The organism is Kribbella sp. NPDC002412 (assembly GCF_053592935.1).
This window is the reverse complement of record NZ_JBSFBL010000009.1, coordinates 42139-58411: the sequence shown is the minus strand read 5'-3', so window position 1 is coordinate 58411 and position 16273 is coordinate 42139. Positions and strand designations below refer to the sequence as shown.

Sequence of the window (16273 nt, the reverse complement as noted above, 5' to 3'; positions counted from 1 at the left end):
TAGACCGCCGCTCGTGCTGCCCGAGGGTCGCGCTGATTCGTCAGGTCTCTTTGAATGAGTGAAGGCGCTGACTCCAAGCGCAGCAAACACCGCCGCATGTCGACGAGCGTCGCTCGCCATGAAACGACAGCCTGGATTCGAGCACACCTCTTGCATGCACGGCTCGACCCCGCGAGAGGCGTCGCGTTCAGTCCTCTGAGCGCTCAGCCGTTGAACTTGCATGAGCGACCTGGAGAATCTGCGTTACTGCCACGTTCCGGGCAGGCAACCGTGCTGAGTATCCACCGGATGAACGCCGGAGAGGGCTACCTGTATCTCCTTCGGCATGTCGCCGCTGGGGACGTCGATCGGCGGATGGCTACGCCGTTGACGGCGTACTACACCGCGTCGGGATACCCGCCCGGCCGTTGGATGGGACAGGGCCTTGGTGGCCTCGGCGCAGACGGATTGGTCCCGGGGAGCGAGGTTACCGAGGCGCAGATGGCCGCACTGTTCGGACGCGCGGAGGATCCGCTGACCGGCCGGACACTTGGCGAGCCGTATCGAGTTTTCAAGGGTCCGGAGGAGCGAATCCGGGACCGGATCCGCGACCTCGGCCCTGCCCTGTCCGACGCCGAACGGGAGCGCGCGGTGGCAGGGATTCGCCGAGAGGAGATGCGGAAGAAGTCGCGGCAGGCGGTCGCTGGGTTCGACCTGACGTTCTCGCCGGTGAAGTCGGTGTCGGCGCTGTGGGCGACAGCCGACGTGGGCATCCAGGAGCAGATAGCGGCTGCGCATCACGAGGCTGTCGCCGATGTGTTGTCGCTGATCGAGCAGCATGCGGCGTTCACCAGGAGCGGCGATGGCGGCATCGCACAACTGGATACCCGCGGGTTGATCGCGGCGGCGTTCGATCACTGGGACAGCCGCAGTGGCGACCCGCAACTGCACACTCACGTGGTGGTAGCGAACCGCGTACAGGGCCCGGGCCACGCGTGGCGGACCCTGGATGGGCGTGTCCTGTACCGGGCCGCGGTGGCGATGTCGGAGATCCACAACGTGCTTCTCGCCGACCATCTCGCGCGTCGTTTGGGCGTGAAATGGGAACTGCGCGAACGCGGTTCCCGGCGCAATCCGGCGTTCGAGATCGACGCGATTCCGGACGAACTGCTCCGCGAGTTCTCTGCAAGAACCGAACAGATCGAAGCCAACCTGACCGCACTTCTGGACGAGCGTCTTGACCAGATCCACCCACCCGACCGCCGCGAAATGTACGCCCTACGGCAGCACGCGACCCTCATGAACCGGCCAGCCAAGCACCTCGCCCAACCCCTCACTTTGCTGATGGCGCAGTGGCGCAAACGCGCCGACCAAGCCATCGGACCGGACGCCGTCGCCGCCATCCAACGCGCCCTCAACAACGCCGGCGAACGTCCCCTGGCGGCGGCAGACCTGAGCCCGGAAACGGTCGACGCGTACGGCGCCGCGACCGTCCTGACACTGCAAACCAAACGCGCGACCTGGACGCGCTGGAACCTCCTCGCCGAGGCCGCACGGCAAACCCGACTCCTCCGATTCGTCTCCACCACCGACCGGGTCGCCGCGCTACAGGCGATCGTCGAACGCGCCGAACAGCATTCGATCAGCCTGACTGCACCCGACCTCGTGACCATCCCCGTCACCCGCGCCAGCGGCGAGAACGTGTTCACCATCCACAACGGCCAGATCTACACCTCACCCGTCATCCTCGGCGCCGAAGCCGTCCTGCGAGACCTGGCCCACGACACCAACGGACCCACCATCGCCCCAGCCACGATCCACACCGCCGGACTCAGCCCCGACAAGGCCGCCGCACTCCGCAGGATCGCGACCAGCGGCCAGAAGCTCGAGGCCCTCATCGGCCCAGCCGGCACCGGCAAAACCAGCCTGTTGTCGGCGCTCGCGGCCAGCTGGGAAGCCAGCCACGGCGACGGGTCGACCATCGCGCTCGCACCGTCGTCGGCCGCCTCGACCGTCCTGTCCGACGCTATCGGCGCCCCCACCGAGAACATCGCCAAATGGATCTTCGAGTCCGCCGGCCTCGGCGCCGAACAACGCCGCGACATGATCCTGCACACCGAACACGCGGCCGGCCTCGCTCGCCGCTCAGGGCGCCGTCTCCGCCACCAGCGACTCATGGCGCAGCTCGCCGCCCTGAGAGCCGAGCACGATCGATGGAGCTTCCACAAGAACCAGCTCGTCATCGTCGACGAAGCCTCCATGGCCAGCACCATGGAACTCGCCACCCTCGCCCGCGCCGCCAATACCGCCGGCGCCAAACTCCTCCTCGTCGGCGACGACGCCCAACTCTCCGCCGCCGACACCAGCGGCGCCTTCCGCCTCATCGCCCACGACACCCAAGCCGCCGAACTCACCGACGTCTGGCGCTTCACCAACCCTTGGGAACGCGATGCCAGCCTCGCCCTGCGCCGTGGCGATCTCACCGCCATCGACGCCTACGACAACCACCACCGGCTCACCGCAGGCTCCTCGGAGGCGATGGAGGACGCCGCCTACAAGGCCTGGCTGGTCGACATCAATCACGGGAAGACCAGCCTGCTCATCGCGGCCGACAACACCACCGTGGCCCGGCTCAACGCCCGGGCCCACCTCGACCGCATCAGCATGGGAGAAGTCGAACCCGACGGCATCGAACTCCACAACGGCAACTACGTCGGCCTCGGCGACCACATCGTCACCCGCCTCAACAACCGACGCCTCTCCTATGGCCACCGCCAATTCGTGAAGAACGGCGACCACTGGACCGTCATCCACCGCTGGCCCGACGGCTCCCTCACCGTCCGAAACCACACGGGCAACACCGTCACCCTTCCCAGCACCTACGTCCAGGAATCCGTCGAACTCGCCTACGCCACCACAGCCCACCGCGCCCAAGGCACAACAGTCGACACCGCCCACCTACTCGTCACCGAACAGCTCACCCGAGCGCTGATCTACGTCGGCATGACCCGCGGCCGTGAAACAAATCGCGCGTACGTCGCGACCCACCAAACCACGTCAGACCTCCACGAACCCCACGCCGACCAGACTATGCAGGATGTCCTCGGAGCGGTCCTCAACGATCCCGGGGTAGAGCAATCCGCCCATGAGGTCATGCGCCAAGAGCTCGACAACGGCACCCGCCTCGACCGGCTGATCCCCATCCACGAACACCTCTGCCAACTCGACGCCAAGAAGCGCTACCAACCCGCCATCGCTGCCTCCGCCCTCGACCCCGCCGACCAAGCCGCACTCCAAGCCTCCCCCGCCTACGGCCCACTTATCGCCGAACTCCGCCGCGCCGAGAATGCCGGCCTCAACATCACCGACCTACTCCTCCACGCCGTCAACCAATCACCACTCGCAACCGCCAACGACGTCGCCGCCGTCATCCACCACAGAGTGCAACGCCTGACCGCCCGGTCGCTACACAAGACCGGCCGCCACGCCACACAGATCCTCGGCCTCATCACCCCGGCCGCCCACGTCAGCGATCCAACGCTGATCGCGCCCCTGCGCGAACTCGAATCTCAGATCATCGAACGCGCCAACTGGCTCGCCGAGGAGTTACTCGCCCATCCGCGCGCCTGGTACCGCGATTTGCGTCACGCAGCCGGCAACCCCCCAGACCAGGAACTCGCCGAGTTTGCGCGCGAGATCGCCGCGTACAGGGAGCGCTACCAGATCCACGGCCACTCCATCCTCGGAGACGCCCCGCCGGCCAACGCAGACGAGCGACACCATCAGCACTCCCGGCTCGCCAAGATGCTCACCGGCTTCTCGCCAGACGCTGTCGAACGATCGATCGATAGCACAGGCATTGCTGAGGCGCCAACGCAGCCCACCCCGCTACCGCAGCCAGACTGACGTCGCCATATCGGGCGATCGGCCAGACCCTACCGACCGTGGGTCGGTAGGGTCTGAGGTACGACGGTCGCCGACCTGCATGCTTCCATCAAAGGTGTCGACCAGTCGGCCAATCCGCTGACCAGACCAGACTGCCCAGGCCATCCGACGACTGGTGATCTGAATGACTCTTCCCGAACTGGATGTCGCACGCGTACGGCGGTGGTGCGCCGCACGGGTCCCCGAGCACGCTCGCGACCAACTGCGCATTGACTGCGAACTCGCCCCGCGCCACCTGACGATCGTGGAACGACGCCCGCCATGGCGCGAGGACATCGGACCGGATTGGACCAGCTCCGCAATCGCTCGCCTGCGGTACAACACCACCGATAGGTCCTGGATGTTGTACTGGGCCGACCACCACCAACGCTTCCACGCCTATGACCGACTCGCCCCGTCGCACAGTGTCGACGACCACCTGACGGAGCTCGACCGCGACCCCACGAGCATTTTCTGGGGCTGACCGCGATTCGTCGGCGAGATGGATCCGATCCATCTAAGGAGGGGTTCAGTGGGGGATCCACGACGCACCTCCGTAGGTCGAGCGCCTCTGAACAACCACGCGGACGACGCTTCTGGTACTCGAGCACCACCATCAGGTCCGCGCAGAGGTCGTCCGGATGATGAAGACCTACGCTTACGACGTACGCCGCCCGCGTCGCTTCATGATCCTCGACGGCTTCGCCACAGCTGCGATCCTGCGGGATTGCGGACACCTCAGGTAGCGATTCGCGCGCCAAAAGGTGGGTAGTCTGCCGTCCGTGATGAGCGACGATCTGGTGCGCGCCAGGACTGCCCGGCTGTTCGACGCGTTCTGGTCAGGTGGAGTCTCCAATCCGCTGGAGATCGTGGAGCAGATTTCCCACTTGCTTTACCTCCAGGAGCTGGATCGCCTACAGAACAGCATGGACCGCCAGTCGGCGAGCCCAGAGGATGCGGACAGGGAGCCGATCTTCGCGGAGGACGAGCAGCACCTTCGCTGGTTCCAGCTCATGACTTTGGAACCCCAACTGTTGTTCACAACGATGTCAGAGCGTGTGTTTCCCTGGCTTCGCAGTCACGAATTCGCGGGAGTGCCGTACTCGTACCAGATGCAGGACGCTCGGTTCCGGATCCCGACCCCTCGCCTCCTGGCCAGGGTCATGCACTACTTGGATGAGGTATCCGCCGACAATGAATCTGAGGCGGCTGGACTGTACGACCACCTCTTGGCAAGGATCGACGAATCTGGCGCCGTGGGTGCTTTTCAAACCCCACCTCACCTCTCGTCACTTCTGGTGGCGCTGGCCGAGCCCGGAGACGACGACGAAGTCTGCGACCCTACCTGTGGCATGGGCGGTCTGCTGATCGCGGCAGGTCAGTTCGTGCGCGGTTCTGTCCCCAACGTAGGACGTGCACTGCATGGGTTTGACCTCGATTCGACGATGCTCAGACTCACCAGCATGCGGATGACCTTGAACCGCATCGAGGCTCCTGATCTACGGCGCCGGGACAATCTGTCCGAAGCTGCCGCTGCGGACAGCGGACGTTTCCCGGTGGTCGTGTCCAGGCCTCCGTTCGGCGGCAGGGTGGACTTGGAATCTGTTGCGCCTGAGCTGTTGCTGTGGGGGCGGCCGAGGTCGGCTGAGATACTGCATATCGCGGCGATCCTGAGGCTGTTGAAGCCCGGAGGACGCGCGGCTGTCATGGTTCCGGCGGGATTGCTCTTCAACTCGAGCGCAGCGCACGTCGGCATGCGTCGGGCCCTGGTGGACGAGCACGGACTCGAGGCAGTGATCGCGGTGCCGAGCGGCACCTTCAGACCGAGTGCGGGACTGCGGACTGCCATCCTGGTTTTCGTCAAAGGAGCAGGACGGGCCGAGAGTGTGTGGTTCTACGATCTGAAGGCTGACGGATGGAGCTTGGACTCCCGACGCGCGCCGTTGCTGCCGGCTGACAAGCTCGGCCTTGCACCCCACGGCGTGCTCGACACAGCTGACCATGCACGCAACAACCTGCCGGACCTGATGCGACGCTGGCGACTGCGTCACGAAGGTGAGCGTCGGCGTACCCGGTCGGAGCAGAGCTTCTGCGTGACTGGACCGGAGATCGCCGATGCTGACTACAACTTGACATCGGAACACTTCCGGCACCTCGACCAGATGCAGCAGGCCGCACAGGATGGCATTCGGCTCGGGGACTTCGCCCAGGTCTTCTCGGGATCCGTACGGAGCGCCGAGATGGACAAGGAAGCTGTTGCGGCGGAGCTGGACGTCCGAAAGCGAGTTCTCCCACCGAGCTTGTTGTCCTCCGCGCTGCCCGAGGTTGCTGAGTTGCCCACGCGGATGGATGGCCGCGAGGCAGCTCGTCCGTTGCGCCAGGGCGACGTGATCGGGCGGGACCTCGCAGGTGTCCGTCACTGGACATCGGTCCCCGGCGAGTACGAAGGCGTTCAGCCCGGGCAAGGCCTGATCGTCATCCGGCTGACCGAGGAGGCTTTTCCCGCCGAGTACCTGATCGCCTACCTGTCGAGTCCATACGCCGAGCAGCAACTCCCCAAGTACGGAACGATCCCGCGCGTCAAGGCACGTGAGATGGCCGACATATGGATTCCCAAGTGCGACGGCGACTTGTCGGAGATCCGCAGCGCCTTCGCCATGCTCGAAGAAGGTGAACAGGAAGCCGCGCACATCCAGGAAGAGCTGCGCCGGGCACGGAACCGGATCTTCGAGAGTGGTTCAGGATCAGACCGCCGCGCGCGACTGGACGAGGCCGCCGCAAGGAGCTCATTGACCGGGCAGAGTCTGCGTCGGCAGAACGATCCCTACAAGCTGTTCCAGGAGTCGTACCCCTACGGGATCGCCCGGGCAGTCCGCAAGTTCCGGCATTCGCTCTCGCCGACGGAGAAGCACGAGGCTGCGATGCAATGTGCCGAGTCGCTGATTCTCTCGCTCGGCATTGTGGCGCTTGCTCTCGCCACCGACCGTGGTCGCCACGATTTGCCTGCGATCTCTCAGTGGCGTGAGTCCGTCAACCAGCGAGGCGTGTCGTTGGGACACTGGGTCGGCGTCATCAGAGCAGTTGCCGACGACGCCCGGCAGCGTGGTGAGTCAGCCGGAGGGCTGGCGGAAGCCATGAGGCGGAAGAAGGGCGGACAAGGTCTGTCTTCTGATCTCGATGGCCTGGTCACGGTCCGAAACAAGATTCGGCACGGCGCCGCACCACGGACACGAGCCGAGTTGGAGAGGAGCCTTGAGCTCATCGAACCGCTGATGCTCAACAGCCTCGAAGGATCTACCTTTCTCGCCGACACTCGCTGGGTGTATGCGGACCGCCTCCAGTGGGTGCCGGCTACCGGGACGTTCCGGGTTTCGGGCTTGGGCCTGATGGGCGATCACCCGGACTTCGCGGTTGTCTCGTTCGACACGACACACCCCGTGGTCGACGACAGCTTGTACCTCGTCGCAGCGTCCGGCGCACCCGTCGCCCTGTCACCGTTCTGTCTGTTGGGAGACTGCCCCACCTGCCTGGCGCCCGAGCTCTTCTACCCTGACCGGATGGGAGCATCTACCGCACTCCTGAAGAGCCTCGATCGAGGGCATGAGCTGGACAGCGACTCTGTTTTCACCGCATTGCGAGAATGGGCCATGCCCTGACAACGCCACTCCAGCGGCTCGACCGCGGCGCGCCTGTGTTCTCAGCGTTGCGCGCCGCGTAAGCGTTCGGCGACTCGATCGAGGCCATGACGGCCGGAGTGACGGCGGTGCAGCACATCATCACCAACTACCTGATCCGCCTGACCGGCCTGGACACCGCCGACGGCGAAGCGTACTGATCGCCGATCAACATGCGGAGAACAGCGACTCGGCCTACGTACTGATCGTCGGCGGCCGCTACCTTATCGCTACTCCCGATGAGAAGGCCAATGGAAGATCGCCCACCGCAAATGCGTCACCCAGTGAACCCACTAGGCAAACGTTCCCAGCCAAGCTACAGAACGAATCAATGACCGCGACCCTCGCCGCGGGGCCGAATGGACGCCGACGACCCGTCCTACAAGTTCTTCACGGCGTTCCCCCCGCGGCCAACGACGCTGGACCGAACGTCCGCCTGGACGTCAACCGCCGCGATCAGGCCTGGCCCTTCAGCGCCGCAGCATCGAGAAACACGACTTGCCGGTGGTCTTCCACGCCCCCATCGGCGGCGGCTGGCCAGTCTGCGTCACCGAGACTGTGATCCTCATCCGCGGCGACCAGAAACCCACCGTCTGAGGGAACGAGGGTCACGAGGTCCTGCTGCCGTTGTTCTTGTCGAGCTGCCGCACGGAGCAGGCGGAGCGCCTCCTCAGGCGGGTACCACGCGCGCCCGGTGACAAGAGACTGCGCGGGGAGCCGCACAAGCTGGGGCCAGTCGGCTTGGCCGCAACGCAGAAGTGTGTCCCAGAAGTCCAGCCAGCTCATCGCCGCTGGGCGACGCGGCCCGCCGGACCCCCAGGTCTCGGTCTTTCCGGCGGTGTCATAGCGGACCAGGCATCTCTTCTCTCCTCGCTTCGGCGAGCCATGACGCCTGAGTTCGGTCGAGAGAATGTCGGCGACTTCGGCCGTCGTCAGGACGACCATCCAGTCAGCGAACCACCAGCCTTCACCGCTGCGCCGGAAGGCCAGCTCCGTCACAGGGACACCGTTGTGCCTTGCCACAGTGGCGAGCTCCCCACCCCAGTCAGGCCGCGGAAAGACATAGAACGGCTGCAAACCGAGCGGGCGCCGGCAGTAGTCCCACAGTTGCCCCAGATCCACCAGCACATCCTGCTTGTGCACGCCGACGAGCTTCGTCGTCTTCAGCTCGAGTTGCACAGCTTTGCCCGGTCTTGCCGGCAACCAGGCGACGTCGACGTCCTCACCCGCCGCCGGCCACCACAACGCAGCTCGGGACTTGAAACGGTAGGTCACGTACTGGCTGACCCAATGCTCAAGTGTCTTCTCAGGTACGGAAACCGACGCCGCCACGACCGGGAATACTACGTGCACCCGCAGACAATTGAGCGCCTCGGATTGGCCGATCCACGGTCGGTCGGTGGGACGGTCTGGTGACATATCGCTGGGTTTGCGGCACTCTGAACACGGACAGTTGCCGGGATGACGCTGAGTGCGTTGGGGGTATGGCGTTGTTGGAGGGGGACGTGGGGGTGCGGAATGACGGGTTTGACGCGGTGGCGGTGCGGAGAACGACGAGTCTGATCGATTTCCTGGCGGACATCACGGACTCGGCCAATCGGGATCCGGTACGCGACGTGATGTCGTCGGGTGCGCGAGCACCTGAGCGGGTGTTGTGGCTCGACGAGCGCCCCGCGGGAGTCGAGGTTTGGGCGGGCGATGCGGCCGAGGTTCTGCTGGCGGCCCGGCCGGTGCCGATCGTGCCGTTTCCAGCTGTTCCGGTCGGCATCGACGAGTTCGTGGACCGCGCCGGCCGAAGTGATCCGAACGGCCCGGCGCCCCGGCTACTGGACCCGGAGGACAGGAGCGATCCCGCCGATGACGACCAACCGGAGGACCCAGCGGTAGCTCGCCGGCGCGCGACGTACCACGAGTGGCTGCAGGGCTGGCGTCAGTGGGCTGCCGACGAACGTGAGCGGGCCGTCCTGAGGCAGTTCCACGAGGATCTCGAGCATGCCGCGAAGGCCATGGAGCAGCGCGATGACGAGCTCGAGTTCGTGCTGGCGATCGGGCTGGTGACGTGGCAGGCTCCGGGCGGCGACCTGATCCGCCGGCACCTGCTGACGGTGCCCGTGGTGCCCGTGATCGAACGCTCCGGGATTGTCCAGGTTCTGGCGCCGTCCGGGCGCAGGCGGTTCGAGGACCGAGAGCTGTTCGAAGGTCTCGAGGAGTACCGTGCGGACCGCGGCGCCGCGACCAAGGAAGACATCCTCGATGCTGCTGAACCGTTTCTTGGCCCAGCCACGCTGGATCGGCTCCGGGCGTGGATGGGTCTCGGACTGACCACGGCATTCGAGGAACGAGCACGGAGGAGTGCCGACGACGCGACCCTCGCCACTGGTCCATTGCTCGCCCCCGCCCCGGCCCTCGTACTGCGGCCTCGCAGCCGTGAACTCCTCGCCGAGGCGTACCGGAAGATCGCCGGCGAACTGCGGAAGCCGTCGGTCGAGGTCCCGGTGGGTCTCGCGCAGGCGATCGTCGACACCGAGCCGGATCAGCGACGCTCCTGGCTGGAGCGCCAGGGCTCGACGCGCGGCGACGTACTCGGCAAGGATCCGCTGTTTCCGCTGGATGCGAACGAGGAGCAGGAACGGGTACTGCACATCCTGAGCAAGGAGACCGCGGTGGTCGTTCAAGGACCGCCCGGGACCGGCAAGACCCACACAATCGCCAACCTGGTCTCCGCTCTCCTCGCTCGTGGTCAGCGCGTACTCGTGACCAGTCAGAAGGACCAGGCCCTCCGTGTGCTCCGTGACCGGATTCCCGATGAGCTGAAGTCCTTGTGCGTGTTGCTCACCGGTGGCAGCAAGGATGCCGCCGCGGAGCTGGAGCGCGGCCTGGAGGCGTTGTCGACCACGTTGGCGACGTCCGACGAGAAGAGCCTCAGGTCGGCAGCAGCAAGGTTGGCTGCCGAGCGGGACGCGCTCAAGGACCGCAGCGTCAGCCTGAATCGGCGGATCGCCGAGTTGCGGGAGATCGAGCAGCGAACCTTCGATCCCGTCGCGCCGTGGTTCGATCCGTCGATGTACCGCGGTTCGCTGGCGGAGATCGTCCGGGATGTGAACCGGACCGCGGCCGAGCACGAGTGGATGCCGGAGCTGCCAAGACAAGCACCGGAACAACCACCGCTGTCGCCGGCGGCATTCACCGAGTTGCGACTGTTGCTGGCTGACCGTACGCCGAGACGCGAACGGAGACCAGGACAGCGCATCCCGACGCCCGAGGAACTCGTCTCCACCGCGACGCTGGCCGAGCTGACGAGGGCCGAACGCGACGCCCGTGAGCGCTTGAATCAGGTCAACGATCCGCTCGCGCATCAGCTGTCGGCCTTGCCTGCCGAGGACCTGTCGAACATCGCCGATCTGCTGCACCAGCTGGTGCAAGGCGTAGAGGAAGCCGGCTATTCGTCCTCCTCGGTGACCAGCGGCTCCTGGATTCAGCAGGCAGTGGACGACGCGCTGGCCGGCCGGAACGCCGGTCTGTGGGAGCACCTCGCCGCAGCTGCACACGAGCCGGGCCGGCTGCTGGCCGCTATCCGTGGACAGAACGGCGACCACGTCGTCGAGTTCGTCCAGCAACCGATCAGCTTTGCGACGCTGGGCACGGCCCGGGGGTGGCTCGTCGCGGGCAACGCGTTCCTCACGTATCTAGACCAAGGCGGAAGCTTCAAGAAATTGATGCAGTCGGCACAGCAGAAGGCCGCGAGGCCGCTGCTGGAGGCCGTGCGGGTCGACGGCACCGAGGTTCGAACGGCCGACCAGCTTCGTGCCGTCCTGCGCCGAATCGACGCCGAGGTCGGTGCCCTTCAGCTCGCGCAGCGCTGGACAGAGGGCGGCGTCAAGATCGCGGAAGGCCCCGTGCACGCGGTGCTGTCTGAGGTCGCCGACAACGCGCGTGTGCTGACCGCGATCGTGCGCCTCGGCGTACTGCGGAAATTCCGTCAGGGAGCTGCTCCAGCAGAAGCGAGTCGTCGTTCAGCTGTCCGACGTCCGGTCGCTCCGCGAGGCCCACGAGGCCACAGGGCAAGCAAGACTCGGCGCCGTACTCCGCGATGCCTCGGCGCAGGTCGAGCGGGTCCGTGCGCCGCTTGAGACTCTGGTACGACGACCGGACGCCTGCCCCGAGCTCGCGGACCTCGTCGCCGCGATCGAGGAGCGGAACGTCGAGAACTACGAGCTCGCGGTCGCGGCGATCGACGCCGCACGGCGGGAGCAGGCGGCGGAGGTCCGGTGCGTCGAGCGGTCCGCCGTACTGCGTGACGCGCATCCCCGGCTGCTTGCGGTTCTGGAGCGCGACGCCGTCGACCCGGACTGGGAGCATCGCGATGTCGCGGCGGCGTGGGCGTGGTCACTCGCGAAACGCTTCATGCTCGAGCACCGGAATGCGGACCAGGAGCGCAGGCTCGCCGACGAGTTCCGCCAGGTGGAGGATCAGCTCGCCCACGTCACGGCCCAACTCGCCGCCGCCGAAGCCACCAGTGCCTGCATCGCGCGGTTGACGGACGACCAGCAGCGGGCGCTGAACACGTATCGCACGCACATGTCCAAGATCGGCGCGGGCCAAGGGAAGAAGGTTCGCGAGATCCGACATGCCGCCCGTTCCGCGATGGAGAAGGCCCAGAGCGCCGTTCCGGCCTGGGTCGTGCCGTTGCCGAATCTCCTGGAGAACCTTCCGGCCGAGCGCGACCGCTTCGACGTGGTGATCGTCGACGAGGCCAGCCAGGTCGGGCTGGAGCATCTGTACCTGTTGTGGATGGCACCTCGGATCATCGTCGTCGGAGACGACAAGCAGTGCACGCCAGGACCCAGCACGCTCGGCAAGCTCGATGTGGTGTACGCGCGCAACGACGAGTACCTCGCCGAGGTCGACACCGACATCCGGCGCCTCTACACCTCGAAGTCGAACCTCTATGACATCTTGTCGGCGCGTTCCGGAAAGGCCGGCCTGATCCGGCTCCGTGAGCACTTCCGGTGCGTGCCGGAGATCATCACCTGGTCCTCGAAACAGTTCTACGAGACGGACGCCTCCGGGGTGTCGGGCGGCCTGATCCCGCTCCGCGAACGTGAGGCGAACGCTTTGCCGCCGCTGCGGGTCACGATCGTGCCGGACGCGCACATCGAAGGGATGGGTGACAGGCGGCGGAATCGTCCGGAGGCGACGGCGATCGTCGACGAACTCGCACGCTGCCTGGACGATCCCACGTACGCTGGCAAGACCTTCGGGATCGTGGTGCTGCAGTCGGTCAAAGGCCATCTGCAACTACTCGAACACCTCGTCAACCAGCGGATCGCACCCGACGTACGTCAGGAGCGGCAGATCCGGATAGGTACCGCGCCGGACTTCCAGGGTGACGAACGCGACGTCGTGTTCCTTTCGATGGTCGTCGCCGAGACACCGCACAAGGCAACTGCGGAGCACTACCGGCAGGCCTATAACGTTGCAGCGAGCCGCGCACGGGACCAACTGTGGCTCTTCAGTTCGGTCCGCCTCGAAGATCTCAAGCCCGGCGATCTCCGGACCTCCTTGATGGGATACATGCTGCAACCGCCTTCGGCGTACGGCGCGTCTCCGTCGCTGGACGACGTCCCGGAGACGACTCAGGTGATGCCGTTCGAGAGCCTCCTCGAGCAGCGCGTCTTCCGGGAGATCCGCGGGCGGGGTTACCACGTCGTACCGCAGTACCCGGTCGGCTCGCGGCGCCTCGACCTCGTTGTCGCGGGCAACGGCTCGCGGATCGCGGTCGAGTGCGACGGCCACCGCTGGCACACCAGCCCGGAGGGCCAGGCGAACGACGCGCGGCGGGACCGGGAGCTGCAGCGGATGAAGTGGCAGACGGTGCGGATTCGCGAAAGCGAGTTCGAGTTCGACCGGGAGCACGAGCTCGCGCGGCTCTGGCAGTTGCTCGAAACCCAGCGGATCCCGCCCGAGGCGGTGGAGGACACCGGCGCCGACTGGAGTCCGGTCGAGCTCGAGGACGACGAGATGACGGAGGTCTGAAGTGGTGGACGACGACACTTTCGAGCTCGACGACAACGTCCTGGAAGGGATCGCGCAGCTGATCTACGGCGACGACCTGAGTCCGCGCTACCGGCGGAGCTTCGAGATCGAGAAGTTCTTCAAGGCGGCGGGCCTGCCAGTCGGCGAATTTGAGGGCTACCGCCGCGAGTGGACCCTCGAACAACTGCGCGCCTGGCGGCACGACGCGGCCGCCATGCGCCGCGTGGTGTGCCGGCTCGCCGATCCCCGGGAGTACATCGGCGAGGAAGACGCGCTGTCTGCCGTCGTGACGGAACTGAACAAGCTCCTTGCGCTGGAGGGCTTCCAGGTCACGTACGAGGTCGGCCGACCGGTGATCGCCTCAGGTACTCGGATCGCGGACCGGATCAGCGCTCCGAGCGTTGCCGAACTCTCGGTGAGCATCGCCGAGATCGTGAACGACGAGGCCTTCGGGCGCCAGCTCCGCCACCGGCTCGACGAAGCGTACGCGTGCTGGCGGTCGGGGGCTCCGACAGCAGCCCTGATCATGCTCGGCAGCCTGCTCGAAGGGGTGCTGTACGACGTCGCGCTCGCCGCCCGCGCCGACGGCCCGGCACCGAGCGACAATCTGCAGGCACTGATCGAGAAGGCACGCAACGAGCGCTGGATCGCCAAGGACGTCGCGGAGTACGCCGACGTCCTGCGGAACCACCGCAACCTCGTCCATCCACGCAAACAGTGGAAGCAGGAGTACGAGCCGAAGGACGATAGCGTCCGCATCGCGTGGAACGTCGTCGTCGCGGCCCTCAACGACCTCGCAGCCTTTCGCGCCGCCCGAGGGCCCGCCCGACGCGCTACCTGACTCACGAAGGTCAGAAGTTGATGTTGCCCTTCACCTCACCCGCTTGGACGGCCTTGCCGGTCACCAGACCTGAGAATCTGGTTGCGACCGTCAATAGCGGGTCGAGGTTCGTGCCCAGTGGCCACGGAACGACCAAGACTGCTGAAGGCGACAGCCGCGTAGTGGGGCGAAGGCCAACGACGCCGCCGCTACTCCTGCTGTACGTCCAGGCTCGATGCTGGCCAAATGGGCCGACCGGCCCGATCCTGGCCTCAAGCTCGATCGGCCCTGACACTAGCTAACTCAGGATGCGGATGTATCGCCCACGCACGTTAACGCGCTCGATGGTGCCACGGGCCTTCAGGTCAGCCATGGCTTTGTCGCGCAGCCGCCTGGCCTCGGGCTCGGTCAGGCCGTACTCCTTCATCAGCCACGGCTTGACCTCGAAGTCAATGAGGTCGCCGACGCCGCCTCGCTTGCGGTACTGCTCGTAGATCTGGTTCGCGTAGTCCATCGCGTCCACGTCAGCCTTTCGTGGTTGCCGATCCTACGGTGGGCTCCACAGCCGGGAGCCCTCTTGCGTGCTTGTCGTTCAGCGTGCCGTACGCCGGGCAGGGTGTCAGCGATGCCTCAAGCTCTGTGACAGCGAGATCGAAGCTCGGCAATGACTTCTTTCTCACGTGTGGTGAGGGCGCCATCTACGGTGGCGACTCGATCGGCAACGTCGAGGAGTTCGGTCAGGTCGCCGGGCTCGGCGTCCAGACGTTTCCACACAGCGTTGGGGTCGATGTCGACAACGTGAGCGAGTTCGTCATCGACCACCTGATGCTGATCGCGGACGACCCGCACCAGGTGCTTCGTCAGCAGCGCCTCGTCGTCGGTGATCTTGTCGTCCGCCGCGATGACGAGCCATGCAACCCACAGCATCAGCTGCGGATACCGGCTCGAGCTGCTCAGCCGCTCGGCCAGCTCGATCACCCGGGCCTCGTTACGGAAGACCGCTCGCGCGTGCCGGCCCGCGACCAACGTCGTGTATCGGTTCAGTAGGACGGTCAAGGGGACCCCGACCAGCGGAATCCCGACCTTCATGACATTGCGCTGGAGCAGATACTTCCCGACGACAGGGAGCGCTTTCGCTGCGCTCAGAACATCCTTGGAGAAGAACCGCTTGACCAGTGGGCGCACCACAAACGGGACCGACTTGGTGACACCTTCCCGCGCCAGCTCCCCGGCCTTGATCGCGAAGGCCACACGAACCAGCTTCCACAGGTCGTCCGGGTCGTCCGGGTCCAGCGGTAGCCGATAGAGAACGGAGATGTCGTAGGCCAGGCGCAGCTGCAACTGGGTAATGTAGGCGAGGTCGACTAGGAGCGTCACCGCGGCGGCGGGGGCAGTCAGCGGTGACGCACCGCCCAGGCTACCGATGGTGGCGACGACGGCCGCCGAGTACGCGCTGGCGGAGAGCCCGCCTTCGAGCGCGGCGTATCGCGATGCCATCCTGATCCGCTGCTCGACGATGCCGTCCGCTGGCACGCCGTCGTACTTCTCCTTGAAGTACTGCCAGTCGACCTTCTTGGTGTAGGAGTTCAGCGCGTGCGCGACGAGCTTCGAGAACCAGCCGCCCGACTTGACGTCATCCGCGTCCAGCCCTTTGATGAACTCCCGCAGCTCGGCGCGATCGCGCTCGACATCCGCCCGCGCAGCCTCGTCGGAGTCGTCCACGTCAATTGGAGATTCGGTCATCGCTAGTCCCCCCAGCGGTTAGCGGATAGCCAGCTCGAAGGCCCCCGCTGGCGTCTCGATCGGTGAAGCAGCAATCAGAACATCGGCCGACGGATGC

At 65.8% G+C, this 16273-nt stretch carries 9 protein-coding genes; 6 read left to right on the top strand and 3 right to left on the bottom strand.

Annotated elements, in window-relative coordinates:
- Positions 1 to 54 precede the first annotated feature (54 nt).
- The 3 genes from mobF to ACWCOV_RS09905 all read left to right on the top strand — a co-directional run bounded on the left by mobF (position 55) and on the right by ACWCOV_RS09905 (position 7559).
- Positions 55 to 3885 (top strand): MobF family relaxase, encoded by a 3831-nt coding sequence (mobF, locus tag ACWCOV_RS09915; RefSeq protein ID WP_449828858.1) that lies wholly within the window; start codon positions 55 to 57, stop codon positions 3883 to 3885.
- A 163-nt stretch (positions 3886 to 4048) separates the two neighbouring features.
- Positions 4049 to 4387, top strand: coding sequence for a DUF3024 domain-containing protein (locus ACWCOV_RS09910; protein WP_449828857.1), 339 nt, complete (start codon positions 4049 to 4051; stop codon positions 4385 to 4387).
- Positions 4388 to 4688: 301 nt separating this feature from the next.
- Positions 4689 to 7559 carry an HsdM family class I SAM-dependent methyltransferase gene (locus tag ACWCOV_RS09905; RefSeq protein WP_449828856.1) on the top strand — a complete coding sequence of 957 codons (2871 nt, stop codon included), beginning with the start codon at positions 4689 to 4691 and terminating at the stop codon, positions 7557 to 7559.
- Positions 7560 to 8033: 474 nt separating this feature from the next.
- Here ACWCOV_RS09905 and ACWCOV_RS09900 read toward each other — a convergent pair whose 3' ends face one another.
- Complete coding sequence (locus ACWCOV_RS09900) at positions 8034 to 8909, bottom strand: hypothetical protein (RefSeq protein ID WP_449828855.1); 876 nt, start codon at positions 8907 to 8909, stop codon at positions 8034 to 8036.
- A gap of 203 nt (positions 8910 to 9112) precedes the next feature.
- On the opposite strand from ACWCOV_RS09900, the gene ACWCOV_RS09895 reads away from it, so the two are divergent.
- From ACWCOV_RS09895 to ACWCOV_RS09885, 3 genes are all read left to right on the top strand, one after another.
- Positions 9113 to 11707, top strand: a complete 2595-nt coding sequence (locus ACWCOV_RS09895; protein WP_449828854.1) for an AAA domain-containing protein — start codon at positions 9113 to 9115, stop codon at positions 11705 to 11707.
- Positions 11708 to 11981: 274 nt separating this feature from the next.
- The gene (locus tag ACWCOV_RS09890) at positions 11982 to 13613 is read left to right on the top strand and encodes an AAA domain-containing protein (protein WP_449828853.1); all 1632 of its coding nucleotides are present in this window, start codon (positions 11982 to 11984) and stop codon (positions 13611 to 13613) included.
- 4 nt (positions 13614 to 13617) lie between these two features.
- Positions 13618 to 14454 carry a DUF4145 domain-containing protein gene (locus ACWCOV_RS09885; RefSeq protein WP_449828852.1) on the top strand — a complete coding sequence of 279 codons (837 nt, stop codon included), beginning with the start codon at positions 13618 to 13620 and terminating at the stop codon, positions 14452 to 14454.
- Between the two features lie 277 nt (positions 14455 to 14731).
- Here the strand turns inward: ACWCOV_RS09885 and ACWCOV_RS09880 are convergent, their stop codons facing one another.
- Both ACWCOV_RS09880 and ACWCOV_RS09875 read right to left on the bottom strand, forming a co-directional pair.
- Positions 14732 to 14947, bottom strand: a complete 216-nt coding sequence (locus tag ACWCOV_RS09880) for a hypothetical protein (RefSeq protein ID WP_449828851.1) — start codon at positions 14945 to 14947, stop codon at positions 14732 to 14734.
- Between the two features lie 116 nt (positions 14948 to 15063).
- Entirely contained in the window at positions 15064 to 16155 is a 1092-nt protein-coding gene (locus ACWCOV_RS09875) for a hypothetical protein (RefSeq protein ID WP_449828850.1), read from the bottom strand.
- Between the last annotated feature and the right edge of the window lie 118 nt (positions 16156 to 16273).